16 protein-coding genes and 2 pseudogenes are annotated in these 19,629 nt (G+C 47.4%); 15 read left to right on the top strand and 3 right to left on the bottom strand.

All coding sequences use genetic code 11. From position 1 onward, the window contains the following. The first annotated feature begins 150 nt into the window (after positions 1 to 150). The 5 genes and pseudogenes from ACJ9Y9_RS20540 to ACJ9Y9_RS20520 all read left to right on the top strand — a co-directional run. Positions 151 to 1,398, top strand: coding sequence for a site-specific integrase (locus tag ACJ9Y9_RS20540; RefSeq protein WP_007897923.1), 1,248 nt, complete (start codon positions 151 to 153; stop codon positions 1,396 to 1,398). Next, complete coding sequence (locus ACJ9Y9_RS20535) at positions 1,385 to 3,151, top strand: hypothetical protein (protein ID WP_007897920.1); 1,767 nt, start codon at positions 1,385 to 1,387, stop codon at positions 3,149 to 3,151. Before ACJ9Y9_RS20540 ends, ACJ9Y9_RS20535 begins: the two co-directional genes overlap by 14 nt. Continuing rightward, positions 3,139 to 5,256, top strand: coding sequence for a hypothetical protein (locus ACJ9Y9_RS20530; protein ID WP_017384059.1), 2,118 nt, complete (start codon positions 3,139 to 3,141; stop codon positions 5,254 to 5,256). Before ACJ9Y9_RS20535 ends, ACJ9Y9_RS20530 begins: the two co-directional genes overlap by 13 nt. Positions 5,257 to 5,259: 3 nt before the next feature. Next, positions 5,260 to 5,688 carry a hypothetical protein gene (locus ACJ9Y9_RS20525; protein ID WP_017384060.1) on the top strand — a complete coding sequence of 143 codons (429 nt, stop codon included), beginning with the start codon at positions 5,260 to 5,262 and terminating at the stop codon, positions 5,686 to 5,688. A 90-nt stretch (positions 5,689 to 5,778) separates the two neighbouring features. Then, positions 5,779 to 6,467 (top strand): annotated as a pseudogene (locus ACJ9Y9_RS20520) (IS3 family transposase); the annotation flags it as partial. A 546-nt stretch (positions 6,468 to 7,013) separates the two neighbouring features. Here the strand turns inward: ACJ9Y9_RS20520 and ACJ9Y9_RS20515 are convergent. Together ACJ9Y9_RS20515 and ACJ9Y9_RS20510 are read right to left on the bottom strand one after the other, a co-directional pair. Further along, on the bottom strand, positions 7,014 to 7,322 hold the full coding sequence (locus ACJ9Y9_RS20515; RefSeq protein ID WP_032415288.1) for a helix-turn-helix transcriptional regulator: 309 nt from the start codon (positions 7,320 to 7,322) through the stop codon (positions 7,014 to 7,016). Positions 7,323 to 7,417: 95 nt separating this feature from the next. Then, positions 7,418 to 8,542, bottom strand: a complete 1,125-nt coding sequence (locus ACJ9Y9_RS20510; protein ID WP_023279877.1) for an alkene reductase — start codon at positions 8,540 to 8,542, stop codon at positions 7,418 to 7,420. Positions 8,543 to 8,802: 260 nt separating this feature from the next. Between ACJ9Y9_RS20510 and ACJ9Y9_RS20505 the strand changes: the two genes are divergently transcribed. The 5 genes from ACJ9Y9_RS20505 to ACJ9Y9_RS20485 all read left to right on the top strand — a co-directional run bounded on the left by ACJ9Y9_RS20505 (position 8,803) and on the right by ACJ9Y9_RS20485 (position 13,517). Continuing rightward, a complete protein-coding gene (locus ACJ9Y9_RS20505; RefSeq protein ID WP_158002126.1) occupies positions 8,803 to 9,735 on the top strand; it encodes a LysR family transcriptional regulator in 933 nt (310 codons plus the stop codon). Between the two features lie 82 nt (positions 9,736 to 9,817). After that, entirely contained in the window at positions 9,818 to 10,693 is an 876-nt protein-coding gene (locus ACJ9Y9_RS20500) for an MBL fold metallo-hydrolase (RefSeq protein WP_017384065.1), read from the top strand. A gap of 106 nt (positions 10,694 to 10,799) precedes the next feature. Continuing rightward, a complete protein-coding gene (locus ACJ9Y9_RS20495) occupies positions 10,800 to 11,651 on the top strand; it encodes a DMT family transporter (RefSeq protein ID WP_023279882.1) in 852 nt (283 codons plus the stop codon). A 75-nt stretch (positions 11,652 to 11,726) separates the two neighbouring features. Next, positions 11,727 to 12,563, top strand: a complete 837-nt coding sequence (locus tag ACJ9Y9_RS20490) for a helix-turn-helix transcriptional regulator (RefSeq protein WP_023279881.1) — start codon at positions 11,727 to 11,729, stop codon at positions 12,561 to 12,563. Between the two features lie 294 nt (positions 12,564 to 12,857). Continuing rightward, the gene (locus ACJ9Y9_RS20485) at positions 12,858 to 13,517 is read left to right on the top strand and encodes an SDR family oxidoreductase (protein WP_007897903.1); all 660 of its coding nucleotides are present in this window, start codon (positions 12,858 to 12,860) and stop codon (positions 13,515 to 13,517) included. Positions 13,518 to 13,558: 41 nt separating this feature from the next. On the opposite strand, the pseudogene ACJ9Y9_RS20480 reads toward ACJ9Y9_RS20485, so the two are convergent. Continuing rightward, positions 13,559 to 14,155 (bottom strand): annotated as a pseudogene (locus ACJ9Y9_RS20480) (LysR substrate-binding domain-containing protein); the annotation flags it as partial. Positions 14,156 to 14,342: 187 nt separating this feature from the next. Here ACJ9Y9_RS20480 and ACJ9Y9_RS20475 point away from each other — a divergent pair. The 5 genes from ACJ9Y9_RS20475 (at position 14,343) to ACJ9Y9_RS20455 (ending at position 19,343) form a co-directional block, all read left to right on the top strand. Next, entirely contained in the window at positions 14,343 to 15,689 is a 1,347-nt protein-coding gene (locus ACJ9Y9_RS20475) for an ISNCY-like element ISLad2 family transposase (protein WP_076611902.1), read from the top strand. Between the two features lie 58 nt (positions 15,690 to 15,747). Continuing rightward, entirely contained in the window at positions 15,748 to 16,551 is an 804-nt protein-coding gene (locus ACJ9Y9_RS20470; protein WP_000589340.1) for a hypothetical protein, read from the top strand. 13 nt (positions 16,552 to 16,564) lie between these two features. Next, the gene (locus ACJ9Y9_RS20465) at positions 16,565 to 17,926 is read left to right on the top strand and encodes an FRG domain-containing protein (protein ID WP_000482601.1); all 1,362 of its coding nucleotides are present in this window, start codon (positions 16,565 to 16,567) and stop codon (positions 17,924 to 17,926) included. A 152-nt stretch (positions 17,927 to 18,078) separates the two neighbouring features. Further along, positions 18,079 to 18,519 carry a hypothetical protein gene (locus ACJ9Y9_RS20460; protein ID WP_016239970.1) on the top strand — a complete coding sequence of 147 codons (441 nt, stop codon included), beginning with the start codon at positions 18,079 to 18,081 and terminating at the stop codon, positions 18,517 to 18,519. A gap of 17 nt (positions 18,520 to 18,536) precedes the next feature. Continuing rightward, positions 18,537 to 19,343, top strand: coding sequence for a hypothetical protein (locus ACJ9Y9_RS20455; RefSeq protein ID WP_016239971.1), 807 nt, complete (start codon positions 18,537 to 18,539; stop codon positions 19,341 to 19,343). Positions 19,344 to 19,629 lie beyond the last annotated feature (286 nt).

Below are 19,629 nucleotides of genomic sequence, written 5' to 3'. Positions count from 1 at the left end.
TTGAGGTCAATGTATTGCATCGTGATGGTGTCGTTACATCTTTTACTTTCCTCCTGATTTGCATATTCACTCCCGGCAACCTGGTTGTTTGTTTTTTCTTCTTCCGGATTTATAGTGTAGGCATGAGGTGGCGTTTCAGGGCGACAGACTGTGAGGATAATCACTAACATTCATGCGCGTTATGGGCGTGTCAGCAAACTGGATGCAACAGAGCCGAAACTGAAATTTGAACCCGGATTTCTGTATGCTGAAATACCTTATATTAGCGGCATCCAGAATCGAAAACTGAGCCGATATGTACACTTTTATCTTATGGATAAAGCTATCCTGCAGGCCAGGGATTTAAAGCCTTTAGCCCGGGCATTTTTACGCTGGATAAGGTGGCTGGAGGATAACGGACTTGACCCTTTCACCCCGGGAACGTTGAAATACCAAAGCCCTACATATGGCTTCAGGGAGTATCTTCTGGGGGCCGTAAGGCAGGGGCGCATCGCCTCATCCACCGCGGCGGTGTACATCAGCGTTATCCGACGGTTTTACGTATTTCTGGGCAAGTGTGGTGAGCTGGCTGCCAGCTCATTTTTTACGTTGGTCGAAAAAGTCGTTGACGGGCGACGCAAGGTGATAAGTTCGGATCTTGCCATCAGGATAACCAGCACAACAAAAAGGACAATCAACCCACTGAATGATGCAGAGGTTCATATCCTGGATGAGGCACTGAAATCTGAGTCCGGGTTGTTCAGTTTAATGATTGTGCTGATGAAAAATTGTGGGTTACGGCTGGATGAAATGCTGACCCTGCCGTCGTCACTCTTTACTGAAGAGTACCTTGCCAGTGTCCCTGTATCTGAGTTGACCATCAGGGGGCTTCATATTGGTCCGAGATGCGGAGTTCATACGAAGTTTGGGATGACGCGAGAACTCTTCATCACCAGACGATTGTACGAGCAGGTTCTGGATTATCTGGCGGATGAGGAGTATGAAAAGAAGATCCAAAAATGGCGTGCACGACAGGGTGGGGAAGGGCGGCACGAGCCTTTATTTTTAATGGCAAACGGGAAACGGATGTCTGAAAAAGCCTTTTACTCCCGCTGGTACAGTTTTCGCCATCGCCTGGCCCGGTCTGCTCCGGGAAATGTGTTCAGACATAAACCCCATGATTTGCGGGCAACGTTTGCGACCCATTTTTTACGCTCGGCACTGAGTTGCTATCCCGATCAGGCCGCAAATGCGCTGGGTACAGTAAAATACTGGATGGGCCATAAAAGCGAAAATACGACGATGAAATACATCGTCTTTCTTCAGCAAAACCAGATTTCTGATGCAGTCGCCGGGGTCATGGACGCATTGATTGACGGTGCTGCAGGTCGCGATGGAGCCATATATGAGCCGGAGTGAAACGCAGATAACGTGGATGGCCGAAAATGTGCTGTCATGGGAGACGGTCAGCGGACACATCACTCAGCGGGATCTGAACCGATATTATTTACTTGACGTTTATCTTCAGGCTCATTTTTCAGATTATGTGTTGCTCCCCGGATGGTTTAGTGAACATTCGCATCTTGCCCGCCCTGAAAAACGCGATTTTATTGCCTCTCTGAAACGATTTCTTCTGTCTTACCGTCCCGCCGGAAGGTTAACCATTTTCCGTTATCTCAATATGTTTTTTATATGGCAGTCAGTCAATCAGTATGACTATGGCACGGCTGAAGGCGTTGAAATGTATATTAAACATCTCATGAACGATATTCGTCGGCGAAAAATTTCAGTCAGGATGGCAAGACACTACTTGTCCGTGGTCAACCGGTTTTTGCTTACGGGCGGGCAGATTCAGAGGCGGTATGAATATGAATTCTTACCGAAAGGAACGTATCAGCAGCAGGGAAGGGATAGCTATACCAGGAATGAACTTTCCGAGATCCTGAGGCAGTTGTCATCCATGAATGAGTTCCTTGCGGGATGTATCCGGGAGCATATCGCTAAATCGGAAAAAGGGGTGCGGCATTTCTCACCGTCTTTGCTGGCACCTGTTTATGAAGCGTATTTCCGGTATCCGGGAGAGAACGGGGTCAGCAGGGCAGAGATCATCATCAGGGACGTTCTGGAAAATTACTTTCTTACTTCTTTTTTTCTGTTCTGTTACCACACATGGGGAAACACCTCTCAGGTTCTGGGTCTGACGCGGGATGATATACATCTGGATGAAAAGGGTATCAGCACTGATTATGTTTATAAGGGGAGAGCGAATAAGTATATACGTCTGACGATAGGTAAATCGGAGTATGTGACCAAACGTGCGGGCTATTACTGGTTTCTGTCTTTTATCAGGCTCAGGGACGACATCGTTAACTATCTGGTTTCCGCAGATAACTTCCCTCCGGTACAGGCGCTGTTTCTGAGTGAGCCGCAGGTGAAATTCCGTAAGCTTTATTCTCTTAATCCCAGTCATCTGACTAAATTTTCTAACTCTGAGGGGGCGTGGGCCACGATGCGGCAGCTTAATCCCTCGCTTCCATCAATTACCGTTTCTGGCTTGCGCAAAACGTCTGAGCAGTATACGGACAGAACATTAAAGAATGGTCTGATTACGGCGGAAAAAGCACAGCATAACTGGGGCACTTACAGGCGGAATTATGCTGCAGGTAACCCACAGGGGGCGAAGGAAAACTTCAGTGCTGCACTTGATACGCTTATGAATCAGGGGATTGCGACACGTGCGTTATCCGAGCGGGTAAAAGTTGCTGATGAGCTGGGGATCGATCTGCGTGGAAGCGATGAGGGTGTGGATCTTTTATTGAATGGCCTGGGATGTCGATCGCAGGAGCCGCCTACAGATATTGAATTGCGCTTTATAAAAAAGCAAAAACGATTTGGCCGGACACCAAAGGCTTGTGCGGATTTTTCTCATTGTGTCGAATGTTCAAAAAGTTGCGTTGTGGAAACGCTGGAGTCTGTATGGCTCCTGCTGTCATTCAGGCATGCTATCGAGTATGGAAAACCGTTGTACATCGGTTCGGTCAATGCTGTGGAGCGTTATGAAACGTTACTCCTGAAGATTGATTTACGGCTTGGGCTGGTAGATGAGGCGACCCTGAAAAAAGCGCGCGTTAAACTTCAGCGAGAAGGTGTGGCTCCGGTATGGCAGATTTGAAGAAAAAAGAGGTAAGCCGTAGTCGAATGGCGGAGTTTCCTGCCGGAACGCCGCTTCGTTCAGGGGATGAGTTTCCGACTGAGGATATCATCTGTGAGGCACTAGAAAACAAAAGCTTTGAACGTCTGAATAACTGCCTGGTTATCGCCAGCTCAGATGAACATGATATGCGTTTTATCAATGAGGAGACGCTGAATATTTATTTCAGGGATGATGTCTGGACCAATCGCTATGTCAGAACCCATATTGGTGAAACGTTAAGAACCGTTAATTTTTCAGGCATACGGGATCCTGAACTGCGTCTTGAAGCCAAAATCATCTCAGCCAGCCTGCTCTGGATTGTCGGCAGGACCGCGAAGACGCAGTCCCTGATCCGGAAATGTGCAAACATTGTGGCGGGAGCCCGTATTATTGAGTCTATGGGGTATCGCAGTCTGTTTCAGCTTCGTTTTCCGCTTGTCCGGAATGCTTTCATTGTAAAGATGAAGGAGGAGGATGAGCACGGCAGGAAGCGTTCTGAAAGAACATTACGTAATTACTTTATGGACCTGGCGGATATCTCGCTGACAGGTCATACCCGTCTTCGAAAATACGGTTACTTTCCTGATATTAGCTTCGACAGTTACAACAGTGTGGATGATTCAAACCAGACATATTGTATGCCTTTCAGTCTTATGATGTCTGTCTGGGAAGGGCTGATTACTGAACTGGATGCTGAAATCAGTGATTTCGATTTTGACGGGTTTTCCCGGCTGTGCGCTATCATAAACGGTTTTTATGATTCGCCTTACTATACGTCGATGCTGGAAGCCCGTAAAAGAGGGACAGCAAAAAGCATACCGGATTACCGGGCCGCGTATTACTACAATATTGTTGCCGGGGAAATTCGGGCGCTTTTCGCGACACTTGGCCCCGGGATGCAGGGCTGGTTCTCGGTACATAAAAATAAGCGCTGGAGATCTGATTTTATTGGCGTTGATCACATAAAGCTGAACACCTGGCATTTTGAGCTGACGTTAAAAGTCATGAATGTGATACAGGCCATGTCGGGGATGAGACACAGCGAAGTGCTTGGCGTGATGCACGGTTCACTGATTTATGATGGTGATATCCTGGGACTTCGTTCGGTGTTGCATAAGTTCGCCCCGGAAGGTGGAAGTCACGAAGACTGGGTTGTTTGTCGCTATGTGGAAAAGCCTTTTCAGCATTTACGCAGAATTAATCAAATCATGACAGGCCTGGACGGGAAGACGCTGGACAATGTTCCATTGTCTTTAAATATCAGGTCGTGGTTCTCGGAGCAAAAACTCTCTTTTATGGGGACGCAGCGCCAGACTGAGTGGGCAAAGAAATTTGTGAAAAGACACCATCTGTTCATCCGACGTGACCATATTGATGAGTTCAGGCTTTTAAATCCAAACATACGTGATGATGAACGCGTTGCGATGGAGATTCGGGAGGGGGCTTTCTGGCCATTGCGAACCCATCAGTTTCGCCGTTCACTTGCTGTACACCTCAGGCGTCTTGATCTGATTTCTACTAATGATCTTATCCGGCAGTTTAAGCACTTAATCAGAGGCATGACGGAGTGGTATATGTCCGGTGCACTCAACGCTTCGCATTTTAGCCGGGCGATCCCTCAGGCATTCGCTGCCGAGATTGAGAGGGTTGATACCGAACTCTCAGCTTCCAGGGCTGTTTCTTATCAGCATGAAGGCCTGCTTTATGGCGAAGGCGGGAAGTTACTGATGTCCCAGAGAGGTGGGCACTTACATCAGATGACGTTTCCTACACTGAAAAAAGCGATGAGCATGGCTAAACGAGGCGGGCAAAAACTGGTATCTCTTGGAAACGGTTTTTATTGCATGAATGGCCATGACTGCGAGTTTAAGGCGGTTGTTCAGTCAGCGTCCTGCAATCCGGGATGTGAGAACATGCTGGCCGGAGCTGATTCTGTTCCCGTGTGGAAACGCAGGATGGCTCATTATGACAACCTTCTGGAGATTGCCGTGCGAAATAATGCTCCTCAGGCTGACAGGGATTTTCTGATGCTTGAGAGAGATTTTTATGCAGATGCTGTCCGTTTTTTTGAAAAGGATGAATAGAGCATGACGAACGAACAGTCGGGGGTTAAAAAAACACAGGCAAGAGCAGAGCAGGCCCTGAGGGAACTGATGTTATCAGGGGAGCGTATCAGCCAGTATGCTGTGGAAAAACGAGCGGGGCTGGCAAACGGCACCCTGAATTATAACTGTCCTGAGTACAGGCAGGTCAGGGAGGCTATCCGCAGTCTGAAAAAAACGTGCCAGGGCACCGCGCCGGTTGATGAGCAGGGCATTGAGCAGCAGATCAAGCTGAAAGAAAAGTATCGCCGTCAGAGAAATGAGCTGAGGGAAGAAATCAAAAAGATGATGGCTGAAAATGTAGAGCTGTTACATAACCTTATACTTTTACAGCAGTATGTCAGGGAGCTTGAACGCAACACCGGGAGGGAGAAAGGGGACGTCATTCCGTTCTCGGGTGGTGTCAGGGACTGAGGCTATACTGAACGGAAGGACGCGAGGTGAATCGCCACAGGTTTAACAGACACCTCAGAGTCATTTAAGATGACTTAAAGAGAGGTGCCCATGAGCGGTAAGCGTTATCCTGAAGAGTTTAAAATTGAAGCAGTCAAACAGGTTGTTGATCGCGGTTATTCTGTTGCCAGCGTTGCAACGCGTCTCGATATCACCACCCACAGCCTTTACGCCTGGATAAAGAACTACGGTCCGGATTCTTCCACTAATAAAGAACAGTCAGATGCTCAGGCCGAGATCCGCCGTCTTCAGAAAGAGCTGAAGCGGGTTACCGACGAACGGGACATATTAAAAAAAGCCGCGGCGTACTTCGCAAAGCTGTCCGACTGAGGTACGCCTTTATTCGTGACAACACCTATTGCTGGCCTGTTCGCCTGCTCTGTCGGGTGCTGGATGAACATCCCAGTGGTTTTTACGCCTGGCTTCAGCAGCCGCATTCACAACGCCATCAGGCAGACCTGAGACTGACAGGACAGATTAAACAGTTCTGGCTGGAATCGGGATGCGTCTATGGTTATCGCAAAATCCATCTGGATCTGCGGGACAGCGGGCAACAGTGCGGAGTGAACAGAGTCTGGCGACTGATGAAACGTGTCGGGATAAAGGCTCAGGTCGGATACCGGAGCCCGAGGGCATGTAAAGGCGAGGCCAGTATCGTGTCGCCCAACAAGCTCCAGCGACAGTTCAATCCGGATGCTCCGGATGAGCGTTGGGTAATCACAGCGTGGTTTCCTCAAACCCTCGCTGTGAATTAACTGAAATACTTCATTGAAGCTGTAACCAAACAGTTAACTGAAAGAATGAGCCCGCAGAGCATTGCACAGCGATGACACCATTTGTTGAGCTTCACCGTTTTCGCATACAACCGTCCGGAATTTGGAAAAGCACTGTCTTTTTGTACTGACCGATCATGATTAAGTGACACCTCTTCGAAAAAGAGAGCGCGATGAGCGATTAATATATGGCTCGAAAGACAATTATGTTGGGCTTTTATGACCGCTGTCAGAGGTATTATCTTACCCGGACGGCAACAGGGTCGGAATGTCATCAGCGGCACTGTAACAAGCTATCCGCCATCTTAAATATCTGCAGGTCCTTGCACCGAGTATGCACACCAACCGACAGAGTGATTTGACCCAAACTGGTGGATATTTTGCAAAACTATTAGCCTCTTATGACCGGTCTGCAGCCTGATATTGAGGAATTAGTGCGCTTTCATGGAATGCCTGCCGGGATCGCAAGTACGAACCCCCGGTACTGTTACACTGAATGTGCTCAGTCCTGTATCAGATTGTATTTTTCAGCAACTCAAGAACAACCCTTATTTTATCATTGTCACGTTTGTAGTACGTCCAGGGACCGATGCGCTGAGAAGTAACAAGTTGTGCCCGTTGAAGAGCTGAGAGGTAAAGAGAAACGGTAGACTGTGAGAGCCCGACCTTTTCCTGAATGATACTGACACACACACCGAACTCGTCCGCATCAGCATAAGGCTGATGGAAGTGTATTTTCGGTTCCTTGAGCATATGCAGAATTTTTCTTCTAACAGGGTTTCCCAGCGCCTTAATCACGTCATTCAAATCAATATCAGGCATAAACTCTGTCACTTGTCGCATTGAGGAATTGCAATGTTACGATACTTCTCTACGTTAAGCATCAGCTTTTGAAAAGCTGATGCTCATAAGAATGGTTAGCCAAAGGCGGGATAATCTGTGTAGCCTTTTGCCGTTCCACCATACATGGTTGTTGGATCGACCGGATTCAGTGGCCATTCATGATAAAGGCGCTGCGGTAAATCCGGATTAGCTATGAACGGGCGGCCAAATCCGATAATGTCTCCCCAGCCAGCACCGATAATCCGTTCGGCTTTTTCTTGCGTATATCGCCCGGCATACATAATTACACCGCTGAATAACTTACGGACTTCAGCTCTGAATGCTTCAGGCAATTCGGGAGCATCATCCCAGTCGGCTTCAGCAAGAGAAATATAGGCTATTCCGATTTCTTCAAGAATTTTAACGGCTTCGGTATAGGTTTCATGGGGATCATCTTCCACCAGGCCAAGATAGACCCTTACTTCATCCGTGGTCTGAAAGAGCGGAGCAAAACGGACTCCCACACGGTCTTTACCGACCACATCAGCGACAGCCTGCGTCACTTCGCGCAGAAACCGCAGCCGGTTATGTAATGAGCCACCATATTCATCCTCTCTTTTGTTGCTATGGGATGACATGAACTGGTTAACCAGGTATCCATTTGCACAGTGAATTTCCACACCGTCAAAACCGGCATCAAGGGCGTTCTGAGCTGCCCCGGCGTACATCCTGACAATCTCACTAATTTCCTCTTTTTCCAGTGCGCGGGGGCAGGAAGCGGTAGCCAGCGCACCCTCTCCCGGCCCGGTTTCGATGAATACCTTAACGTTTTCCCCTGCCGGTATCGCCGACGGAGCGACAGGCGAGGCGTTACATGGCTGCAGGGAGTTATGGGATACTCTTCCGACATGCCAGAGCTGGGCAAAAATGATGCCTTCTTTTTCATGCACTGCCCGCGTCACTTTCTTCCAGCCTTCCACTTGCCGTGAGCTGTAGATCCCCGGGGTCCACGCATAACCCTGCCCACGAGGTTCGATTTGTGTTCCTTCGGTCACCATAAACCCGGCACTGCTGCGCTGTGCGTAATATTCAGCCATCAGTTCGTTCGGAATATCACCCGGTTGTGAGCTCCGTGAGCGGGTTAAAGGCGGAAGTACAACACGATTCTTCAGGGTGTAGGGACCTAGTCTGGTGGGAGAGAACAGGTTTTTCGTCTTCATTACATATCCTGATATAGCGAATTTTCAATATCACTGAAACGCCATGTCTCAGCATTTACGACCTGGCATGTCGTCGTTCGGCCGATGTAGCCGCAGAACCACGACACTTTATTCCACATATTGAGATTTACCAATATCTAGATTTATAAAAATTATGATCGGATGAGCGGAACGGGGGGGTTGCCTGATGGCTCACAGAATCGGCATCATGAACCTAAATGGTTCTGATAATGTTATCGGAGATCCTGAACGGGAACGGTATGCGTCACGATTTTAATGACTATGTTGCATTCATGGCAGTAGCACAGGAGTGCAGTTTTTCACGGGCTGCTGTCCGCCTCGGGATCTCGGCATCCACGCTTTCACACACGATACGTCGTCTCGAGGAGCGCGTTGGCATGCCGTTACTTATGCGTACAACCAGGCGGGTGGCTGTCACCGAAGCCGGTAAACAATTATTACTGACGCTTGAACCCGGTCTTGCGCGCATTGAAGCGGGCGTGACAGCTCTTCAGAGACTGCGCCATACACCGGCTGGGCTGGTCAGACTTACGGTATCAGATCACATGATTCATGAATGTCTCTGGCCACGATTGTCACCGTTACTAAAAAAATATTCGGATATCAAGGTGGAAATGTCGCAGCAGAACGGTTTTGTCGACATTGTTGAGGGCAATTTTGATGCCGGAGTCCGAATTGGTGATGACATATTAAAGGATATGGTGGCCGTCCGAATCGCACCGGACATACGGTTTGTCGTCATTGGATCGTCCACCTATCTTGCAGAAAGAGGTCTGCCGCTACATCCCTCTCAGCTGGAAAAACATGACTGCATCAATATACGTCTGTCACCCACAGGCCCGCTGTATGGCTGGGAATTTGTCAGGCAGGGGGAGATTGTGAAAAAAGTGGACGGGCAGCTTACTTTTTCAAGCATTTATCCAATGCTTCAGGCAGTAAAAGATGGCTACGGCCTGGCCTACCTGCCGGAGTCTTCTGCCCTGGCGGGGATTGAGGCGGGACACTATTGTCGGGTGCTTGAGGACTGGTCAGAGGCTTTTCCCGCCGACATGATAATTCCAATAATGTCCATTACAGGCTCCGGTAAAGATAATACCGACACCTTACATGAGAAAGGCAAAAGCAATATAACCTGCTGTGCTCCGGATTTTAAGAATGAGCGGTTTACGTAGCAGGATGAGCAGTTCGAACCAGAAATTTCGTTACTATTGCTAAAGTAAAACCTGATGACCTCTAATCGTAACGGAGACCAATATGACTTCACAACTGAACTGGCAGGCCCCGGCTATCAATCGCAAAAAAGTAGGTGACATGACTGTGACCATGCTGAGTGATGGCTATCTGGACGTATCTTTTGAGCTGCTGTCTGGTATTGACGGCTCACGTGCCGAGGATTTACTGCAGAAGCGCGGTGTGCCAGCAGTACCCCGTATTAATATCAACGTCTACGTTATCCAGACGCCTGAGCGAACCATCCTGATTGACAGTGGTGCCGGAGGTATCAATGGCTGGGGCGGTCGGCTTCAGGTAGCCCTGGCCGCGGCAGGCATTGACCCGCTTCAGATTGATACCCTTCTCCTGACTCACGCGCATCCTGACCATATCGGCGGGCTTGCAGGCCCCCTGCAGACTCCCGTTTTCCGCAATGTTCAGCAGTTGTTTGTGCATGAGAAAGAACTCGCTTTCTGGCGTGATGAAACCATTTCCGCTGGCGCGCCTGACGCATTCAAGCCGTTCTTTGAAGTAGCAAGGAACGCCTTCAGCGCTTATGACGACAAACTGGTGCCATTCCGCGAGGAAGCGATTTTACCAGGTATTCAGACTGTACCGCTGTTCGGCCATACACCAGGACATACCGGTTATCTGCTGGGTGATGAAAAAGAGTCGCTGCTCATCTGGGGTGATATTGTTCACTTCCCGCACATTCAGGTTGCTCAGCCTGACGTTACTATCGCGTTCGACAGCGATCCTGCGGCGGCGGCGGCCATCCGTAGCAAAGTGCTTGACCGCGCAGCGAGCGATAACCTGGCTGTCAGTGGTATGCACTTCAACCTGCCTACTACCGGTAAGGTTATCCGTGAAGGTAACAGCTTCGCACTGAATTACGACCTGTGGTCACCCGCAGTCTGATCACCTTCCTTCCCGGTGCACACAATAGTGACCGGGAAGATCCCCTTTCATATCGCCCGACAAGAACCCACCTGCAATACTATGAATATCACTGCCTCACAAAAAAATGGCTCATTACTCTTGCGCCCTGGCTTTTTGTATTCCTCTGGAGTCAGGGTTTGTCGCAGCCAAATTTACCGTGCAGTACAGCGCGCCGTTTCATCTTTTATTCCTGCGTGGCGCATTTTCCTGTCTGGTCCTTCTGCTGCTTACACTGGGGTTCAGGGCCCGTTTTCCGTCCGGCAGAGGAATGGTTCGCAACCTGATTGTCGGACTTTTCCTGCAGAGCTTCTTTCTGGGCGGATGCTTTTATGCCATCCATCGTGGCATGCCGTCAGGCATTGTGGCGCTCATCACCGGCCTGCAGCCGGTACTGACTGCAATACTGGTTTCACTCATGCACCGTCAGTCCCTGCATCCCCGGAAATGGCTGGGTATTGCGATTGGCTTTGCGGGCGTTTTCCTGGTGCTCTCGCCAGGCCAGCATAGTTTTGCACTGGATCCTGTGGCTTTTGGGTCGGTCATGCTGGGGTTATTTGGCGTAACGATCGGAGCGCTTTATCAGCGCCGTGCTCAGGGAGATGGACATATCTTTGCGAACACGTTTTTACAGTACGTCACTTTGACAATATCGATGGGTGCAATTAGCCTGATGTTCGAATCTGCTCCGACGCAGTGGAGCTTATCATTTGCGCTGGGTCTGGGCTGGCTGGTTATTGGCGTATCGGTTCTGGCGATTATGTTGCTGATTTTTATGATACGAAGCGGTGAAGCAACCAAAGTCGCTACTTACTTTTACCTGGTTCCCATTCTCACGGCAGCTGAAGCGTGGTTGCTGTTTGGAGAGGCCATTACATTGCCCATGCTTGTGGGTATGGCAATAACTATAATCGGCCTGATTTTTGTCATCCGGGAATAGACAACCGCACGCGTCGCTGTATGCTTTTGTATATGGCGACGTATAATAGCGGTCAAAGTCAAATTCCGGATGAATATGCAAACAGTCAGCTTTTCCGATTCTCCCGTTGATGATCTCCTCGCTGAGCTTCTTACCCTGGCACGCTCCCGTTTTCCACTTCCCTGCGATTGCCTTCGCGCAGAACAGACGCATCAGGTAAAGAAGTTCGAGGTGGAAGGTGCGACCCTTTCCTTCCCGCTGGAAGGAGAATTCCGGTATCGTGAAAATGAGAAATGGCACCGGGTGATCCCGGGCGAGATTATGGTCGTCCCGAATGCCCGTAGCATCGATATAGAATATGCCCCTTCAGAACAAAGTGGTGAGTTTGTTGCCCTGAGCGTGGTGCTCGCGGAGGAACAGCTTGAAGCAGCCAGGCTGTTACTTGCCGCACCACCACCACAGGACACCGGCAGCATCGCAGCCATTTCCGTATCAGCTCTTCTTTCACCCCTTAACCGCTGGACAGCCGCAATGCGGGAAGGGAAGCGTCCGCTTTCCCTGCACGCCATGGTTGAAGTGGTGCTCTGGCTTTATGGCATGGGATACCATGCTTTGCTGCGAGCCCGGCAGCCAAGTCTGGCCATGAAAATCCGTCAGATGGTAGCGGACAAACCGGCTCATCCCTGGAGTGCTGCTGAAATTGAAGATCTGACGGGACTCAGTGGCCCCACGCTTCGGCGCCACCTGGCCAGTGAGTCAACCAGCTTACGCTCAGTTATCGCCGATGCACGTATCGCGGAGGCTCTCCGCCTGCTGATGACATCGACGCTGCCGGTAAAAACGGTCGCGGGGCGGGTGGGTTACAATTCACTATCGAGCTTCAGCAAGCAGTTTTCTGAACGCTATGGAATCGAACCTTCAGGGTTCCGCTGACTTCAGTTCGTTCAAGGTACACATTGCGTCCCTCGCACTTCAGTAACTTGCGTGGATCTTTCGAATATAACGGAAGATATTGGCCGGCATTGCGTGTAACCGGTTCAGGAGTTCTCATCGTGACGGGAGAGCTAAATCGGTACGGCTGTTGTTCTCAGCTATAAGAACAACTGAGTATCTGACCAGCTGTCTGGTGCTGGCAGCAGCATGCAGTGCAATCGGTCAGGCTCAAAGGAACTGACCTGATGTCAGGTTATAATTTCGGACACATCATAACCCCAGAAGGAGACAACTGTGGTTCATGTTTTCATTATCGGTGGTGCAGGCAAAATCGGCCAGCGTCTGTGCAGGATCCTTTCAGGTAGGGGGCATGCTGTTCGTGCCCTCTACCGTAAGCCAGAGCAGCAGGCATTGCTAGGCGAGCTGGGTGCTGAGCCCGTCAGTGGGAGCCTGACAGAGCTGGATGCAGCTGCGCTGGCGATGCACTTTGCAGGTAGTGATACAGTGGTGTTTACTGCCGGTGCCGGCGGTAAGGGGGGACAGGAGATGACCAATGCGGTCGACGGCGAAGGGCTGAAAAAGTCGGTAGCTGCCGCCCTCAGTGCCGGTGTGTCTCGCTTTCTGCTCGTTTCTGCATTCCCGGAGTCCGCACGGGGAGAAACCACTTCTGAATCATTCGAAAATTATATGCGTGTTAAAAAAATGGCCGATGTGGAACTAGCACAAAGCGAGCTTGACTGGGTGATCCTGCGCCCCGGCGCGCTGCAGGATAAGACTGGTACGGGTTATGTACGTGCCGGCCTGGCCATCCCGTATGGTAACGTGCCCCGTGATGACGTGGCGGCTACGCTGGCTGAACTCATTGAGCAACCTGCCGTCAGCCGCGTCATCATTGAGCTGACGTCTGGCGATGCTCCTGTCCGTGAAGCCATACAGAAGCTGGCGGGCCGATAAAAGGCAGCGCACGTACCAGCAGGCTGCAGGCCCCCAGGCGTTTACAATAAACTTTCCAGCCAGTCGGTAAACGCCCGTACTTTTCGGGAGAGATGGCGGTGCGGATACAGAAGTTACAGTTTGCGATTCGGGGACGTATTATCTGGCAGAACCTCTACCAACAGCCCGCGATCGAGATAAGGCTGCAAAAAAATATTCATGCCCTGTAGTATTCCCAGCCCCGCCAGGCCTGCTGCAATGTAGGCTTCTGAGTTATCCACGACAAGCCTGCCTGGAAGTTCAATTTCGGTGGAGCCCTCTGACGTCCCGAATGTCCAGGGCATAACTTGTCTGTTGCTGCTGTTAATCCAGTTGACGGCCTGATGCTGCTGCAACTCGTCCATTGTTTCCGGGGTGCCGTGTTGATCAAGATACGCAGGACTGGCGCAGGTCGTCATTTTAACGGTTCCCACCTCCTTTGCGATATAGTCGCCATCGTCCAGCTCCCCCACCCTCAGTATGCAGTCCAGGCCATCATGCAGCATATTCCGTCGGCGGTCTGAGCTGCTCAGGATAATTTCAATTCCGGGATGCTGGCGATAAAAATCAGGCAGGTTGGGTATAACAAGTAAAGCCGCAAACGCGACAGGCATATCTATGAGCGAATAGCGGGCGTCAAAATGATAGCGACAGGAAAGTTCTGCCATATTAAACATAACAACCCTTGGGCGCACCGCCGCATGTTAGAACCATTTAGTAATGTCACTTTTTATCCAGATAGAAACGTCACCTTAGAGTAAGCTAAACTGAATGCAATTCTAAGGGGCTCAACGCATGTTGGTGACCATGTCAGATAAAGAGATCCACCGCCTACCGGTGATACAGGCAGTTTGTGAAAAGCGTCTACGCCGTCGTGATGCAGCATCACAGCTTGGCATTTCAGAACGTCAGGCGCAACGACTTATCAATCGTTACCGAGTTTCTGGTGCTGAAGGACTTGTCAGCCGCAAACGCGGCCAGCCCAGCAACCGCCGGTTGACCGAATCTCTCAAACTACGAGTACTCACGCTGATACGTGAAAACTACAGTGACTTTGGGCCCACACTGGCCGCAGAAAAACTCAGAGAGCGCCATAATATCCGGCTTTCAATCGAGACCGTCCGCAACTGGATGACGTCTGACGGACTCTGGGTCCCGCATGCTCGCCGTAAGTCACGGGTTTATCAACCCCGACATCGGCGTGATTGTCTGGGTGAACTTATCCAGATCGACGGCTCCCACCATGACTGGTTTGAAGGCCGTGCGCCAAAATGCTGCCTGCTGGTCTTTATCGATGATGCCACCGGGCGTCTGATGCATTTGCGGTTCAGCGAGTCAGAAACAGCCTTTGACTACATGCTGGCAACCCGGGAATACATCGAGCAGCATGGGAAGCCGGTATCGCTGTACAGTGACAAACACGCAATATTTCGCGTCAGTGGTCCGGAGAAACGCAATACCACCGTTACCCAGTTCGGACGTGTGCTTTATGACCTGGCAATCGAGCTTATTTGTGCCAACAGCTCTGAAGCTAAAGGCCGCGTGGAACGTGCGAATCAGACACTTCAGGATCGGCTGATCAAAGAAATGCGTCTGGAAGGTATAACCGGCATTGAGGCCGCAAATGCCTGGCTTGCCACTTTCATCGCTGACTTTAACAGCCGGTTTTCACGACCGGCTAAGTTCCCCAAAGATTTGCATCGTCCGGTGCAGGAAAGCCCCGATGAATTAAGAGACATCTTTGCCTGGCATGATGTTCGTACCGTGTCGAAATCACTGACCTTCCAGTACGATAAGATCCTTTATCTCATGGACACCACAGAAGAAAATAGCCGTCTTGCCGGTGAAAAAATTAAAGTACTGGATTATCCCGATGGCACCCTCGCCTTCCTCTATGGGCACCGGAGCCTTAAGTGCCAGGCATTTGATAAGCTGGCCTGTGTCGACCAGGGGCAGATTGTTGATAACAAACGTCTCGGGACTGTACTCCGACTGGCTCAGGTAAAACAGGATGAGCGGGAAAGCGAAGGCAAACGGGAACGAAGCAAAAAATCGCCCAGCCGTAAGGCTCAGGTGCGCATCCAGGAACAGCTCCGGGCTATCAATCCCGTTCTGGCAGACCCGAGCTTGTTTGTGGCAAGTTCAAAGCGATAGAATCGACCATCAGTGCTGCAAAGTACCGGAACAGTGAGTCCCCAAAAGGATACTTGAGATGATTAAATTCCCGACTACAAAGCGCGTTGATTTGTATAAAACTGCTGTCAGCTCTGAGCAATTACATCTAGATCTGGTTGCGGCTCAGGAGTTCATGTTCGATGCCTGGGAAAATGATGACCTGGAAGTTGTGCTGAAACTCATCAGAAAAGCTATCAAGAAATCCCCGCTCTGTGCTGACGCATACTCATTCTACTGCGAGATATCTCAAGAACCTCCTGAGTCAAAAATCGGGAAGCTGGAGACTGCTTTGTACGCAGCCAGCATTGCACTTGGCGAGGATTTTCAGGAGTTCGCAGGACGTTTCTGGGGATTTGTCGAAACACGTCCATATATGAGAGCAAAAGCAGCTTTGGCTGAGGCCTTATGGGAGTCTGGTAATTTTTATCCGGCTATGGCTCATAGCCGCGAAATGCTGAAGCTCAACCCGAACGATAACCAGGGGATTCGTCATTTATTAGCGAACTATTACCTTGAGCTTGAAATGGTGGATGATCTGGCCTTGCTACTGGACGATTATCCTGGGGATATGCGTTCGTTTTTTCAGTATACACGCGCCCTACTCGCCTACCGACAGTCATCCCCGGATGCCGATGATATCGCTAAAGCTGCGATTGATTCTAATAGACACATCCCCGGCTTGTTATCGAAGTGCAGATTACAGATCAAGTCTAACAGTGGATATATCACGTTAGGTGGAATGGATGAAGCCATTTATTATGTGAATCATAATATAAAGCCTTGGATTCGCACCTCTGGCGCAATTGATTGGATTGTAAATAATTCATTAAGTAAAATATAAGGATTTAGTTTTAATGTTTAATCTAATTATGGGCGGAGAACCTGACTATTTTGAACATTGGCCCATGTATGAACGGGTTAGTGGGAGTTGTGATTTTCCTATATCACGTATGTTAGAAGGCACCTCTGATGACATCCGGTTGAAGTTAACGCCTTTGAATGATAAAGCATTATCTTATATTGAGAAATTACCTACGCTTTTTATGTCAGAACTTTATTCCCGAGACAATGTTGAATACATTACTTTGCGACTTGGTGTAATTTCAAATCTACGAACAGTTAACAAAAATGTTGAGTTTGATTTCAGAATCACTCACTCACAAGATGATGTCGTAGTGATAAACAAAGAGTTATATCAAACAGCTTTAGAATTAGGTGCATATGGGCTGAAACGGACTCACTGGGGAATAAAAGCACGTGATTTAAATCAAACATTAGCACTTCTAAATATAACGACAAGAAGTACACCACTTCCTCCTACTGAAGCACTTCCTGATGAAGTTGATAACTACCCAATAATAGATAATGTTCAAAGTTTCATGGCGCGTGTTTTAGAACAAGATCATGAAGAAGATGCAGAAATATTTTATCGTGGACATTCTGATGTATCTTACGAGTTGGCTCCATCAGTTTTCAGGAAAAACAAAAAAGGTAACTTCAAGCATTTGCACAGTGAATCAAATTTAGTCCGTGAAGCCCTAACAGCAAGGCCAACTGAGTTTGTTGATGATAAAACAATGCTAGACAAGTTAGTAAGGATGCAACACTACGGACTACCAACTCGTTTGTTGGATATAACATCAAATCCACTAATCGCTCTGTATTTCGCTTGTTGCGACATTAGTAATAATGAAAATACAAATGAGGTTGATGGACATGTTATTATTTTCAAAACAAAAAGGGATCGTATAAAATTCTTTGACTCTGATACAGTAAGTTGCATATCAAATATATCAATGCTAAGTCAAACACTGAAAGATCAGCTGGATTGTAAAATGGACAAGGAGGCTTTCAATAAAACTGAAGCTTGTCAAAAACTCATACATTACATTAAAGATGAAAAACCTTATTTTAAAGATGTAATTATACCATCAGATTTGGAAAGGTTAATTTTCGTTAAAGGAAGAAATAATAATGAAAGGATGTCATCACAGTCAGGTGCATTCTTATTATTTGGGAATAATGCTGTTTATCCCGATTTAGTTTCAAACCCTGATGATGCTATGCAAGAGTTTAAAGTAGAAAAAATAGTGATCAGAAACAAAGCTAGAATACTTAAGGAACTCGCAAGGTTAAACATTACAGATGCGACAGTTTATCAAGGCATGGAAAGGACAATGAAACTAATTGCGGCCAAATTTTCCGCAGGAGATTGATCTTCATGTGGTTTTTTGACACACTAGCCTGTCGCTACTGGCATTGGTCCCTTGTATGCTAAGCATATGAACTCTGGTGTGTGTTGGACAGGAGCAATTAACCAGTCGTATAGTAAAATTTGAATGTAAAAATATAAAACAAGGAGTTGAGAATGAACCCCATTACTTTGAGTGAAATGAGTGATGAAGATGAAGAGGTAAAAATCATTTCTTCATATGAACCTCAAGATGATGAGATTGCGATCGTTTTTGATAGTTCAAAAATTACTGGAGGTAATGCACTGGATTTTTTCCAGTTCACCAAGCAATCACATTCTAATGTTAAAGTGTACGGAGATTCTAATGGTGTTTCGTACCTGCAATTAAACAGTATAACGTTAGCGTTAGGCACTTTCTTTGCCACATCAGTAATGATACCTTTTTTAGTAAATCTTGTTTCAAATTATATTCAGAAAAAAATTGATAACTTTGGAACTAGAGATATAGACGTTAAAGTCTCTATAATTAAAAAAAATAAATCAGGAAAACATGTGAAATACACTGTTTCTGGAAAAGTAGACGATGTTTTAAAAGTAATTAACAAAATCAAATAAAAATCTATATAGATATTATGAATATTCACGAAAAGTTAAAGCGTTGGATGTGTATTACTCAAGAAGATAGTGCTATTCTTGATTATCTTAATGCTGAGTTAAAAAAAGCTCAATCCTTGAGCTTGAATAATGAATCAAACAGATTGTTTTTATACAAAACAATTTTACTAGCCCATTTAAAATATATTCAAGTCATTAATTTACTTACAAGAGGTGATTTTTATGAAGCATGGGTAGAACTTGAAAGGATAGAAATAGATTTAATACATATTAAAGAAAATAATGAGTTTCTGCCTGAGGTTAATTTCTATGGTGTTAACTTCTTAGCGAGAATGGTATGTAATTGGCAGGCGTTATTCCCATATAAAATCTTCGGTAGTTCTCGTGAAATAATAAAAGAAGTGAAATGTTCAGTATGTAATACAACCCGTAGTTTTATTAATGATTGTGGTCATGTTAAAAATAAACTTTATAATGGAGTTCTTTGCTTTGATGAAGTGATCGATTTTGAATTAATTACTTATGACATAGTTAGTAATCCCGTTAACAAATGTAGTGTTTTTTTCTCCAATGATGGTGATCATTATAACTATTCAACTTTAATTAGTGTTGTCAAATACATACAATCCCCACATCAAATTTTCAATATTACGACCTGGAGATTTAAGGCGAAAGAACATGATGGAGTATTATCGCCAGAAAATATTTGTCCATGTGGAGATTCTTTAAAAAAATATGCAGATTGTTGTTTGCCACGTAATGGTATTTATAAAAAACATATAGATATTTGGTTTCCCTTCCCGTTGAATGTAGAACCTATTTAGAACCAGATATTCAATAACTAAAGATCCCGTTGACACAGATATTTCCATATTAAGATGTTTTCGTTATATTTTTATTCCAGTCTTTCATATTTAACTTTTGCTTTATTAATTGGTTGAGTGGGATAACGCAGCAGTCACATTAATATGATTACATAGGCTGAAAGTGCCCTTTCTATCTTGCACAAAGAGGTGACATTTTAAACTTGCTTTGACAGCCGCAGGCGCCCTCAGCACGTTTCTGCGGCCTCCCGCCTGTTTCCGGCACCTTTCAAACGCCCCTGATGAT

It is taken from the genome of Enterobacter sp. CPE_E1241, from assembly GCF_045618265.1.
GTDB classification, from domain to species: domain Bacteria; phylum Pseudomonadota; class Gammaproteobacteria; order Enterobacterales; family Enterobacteriaceae; genus Enterobacter; species Enterobacter adelaidei.
The sequence above is the reverse complement of the archived record's forward strand: the minus strand, read 5'-3'. Positions and strand labels throughout refer to the sequence as shown.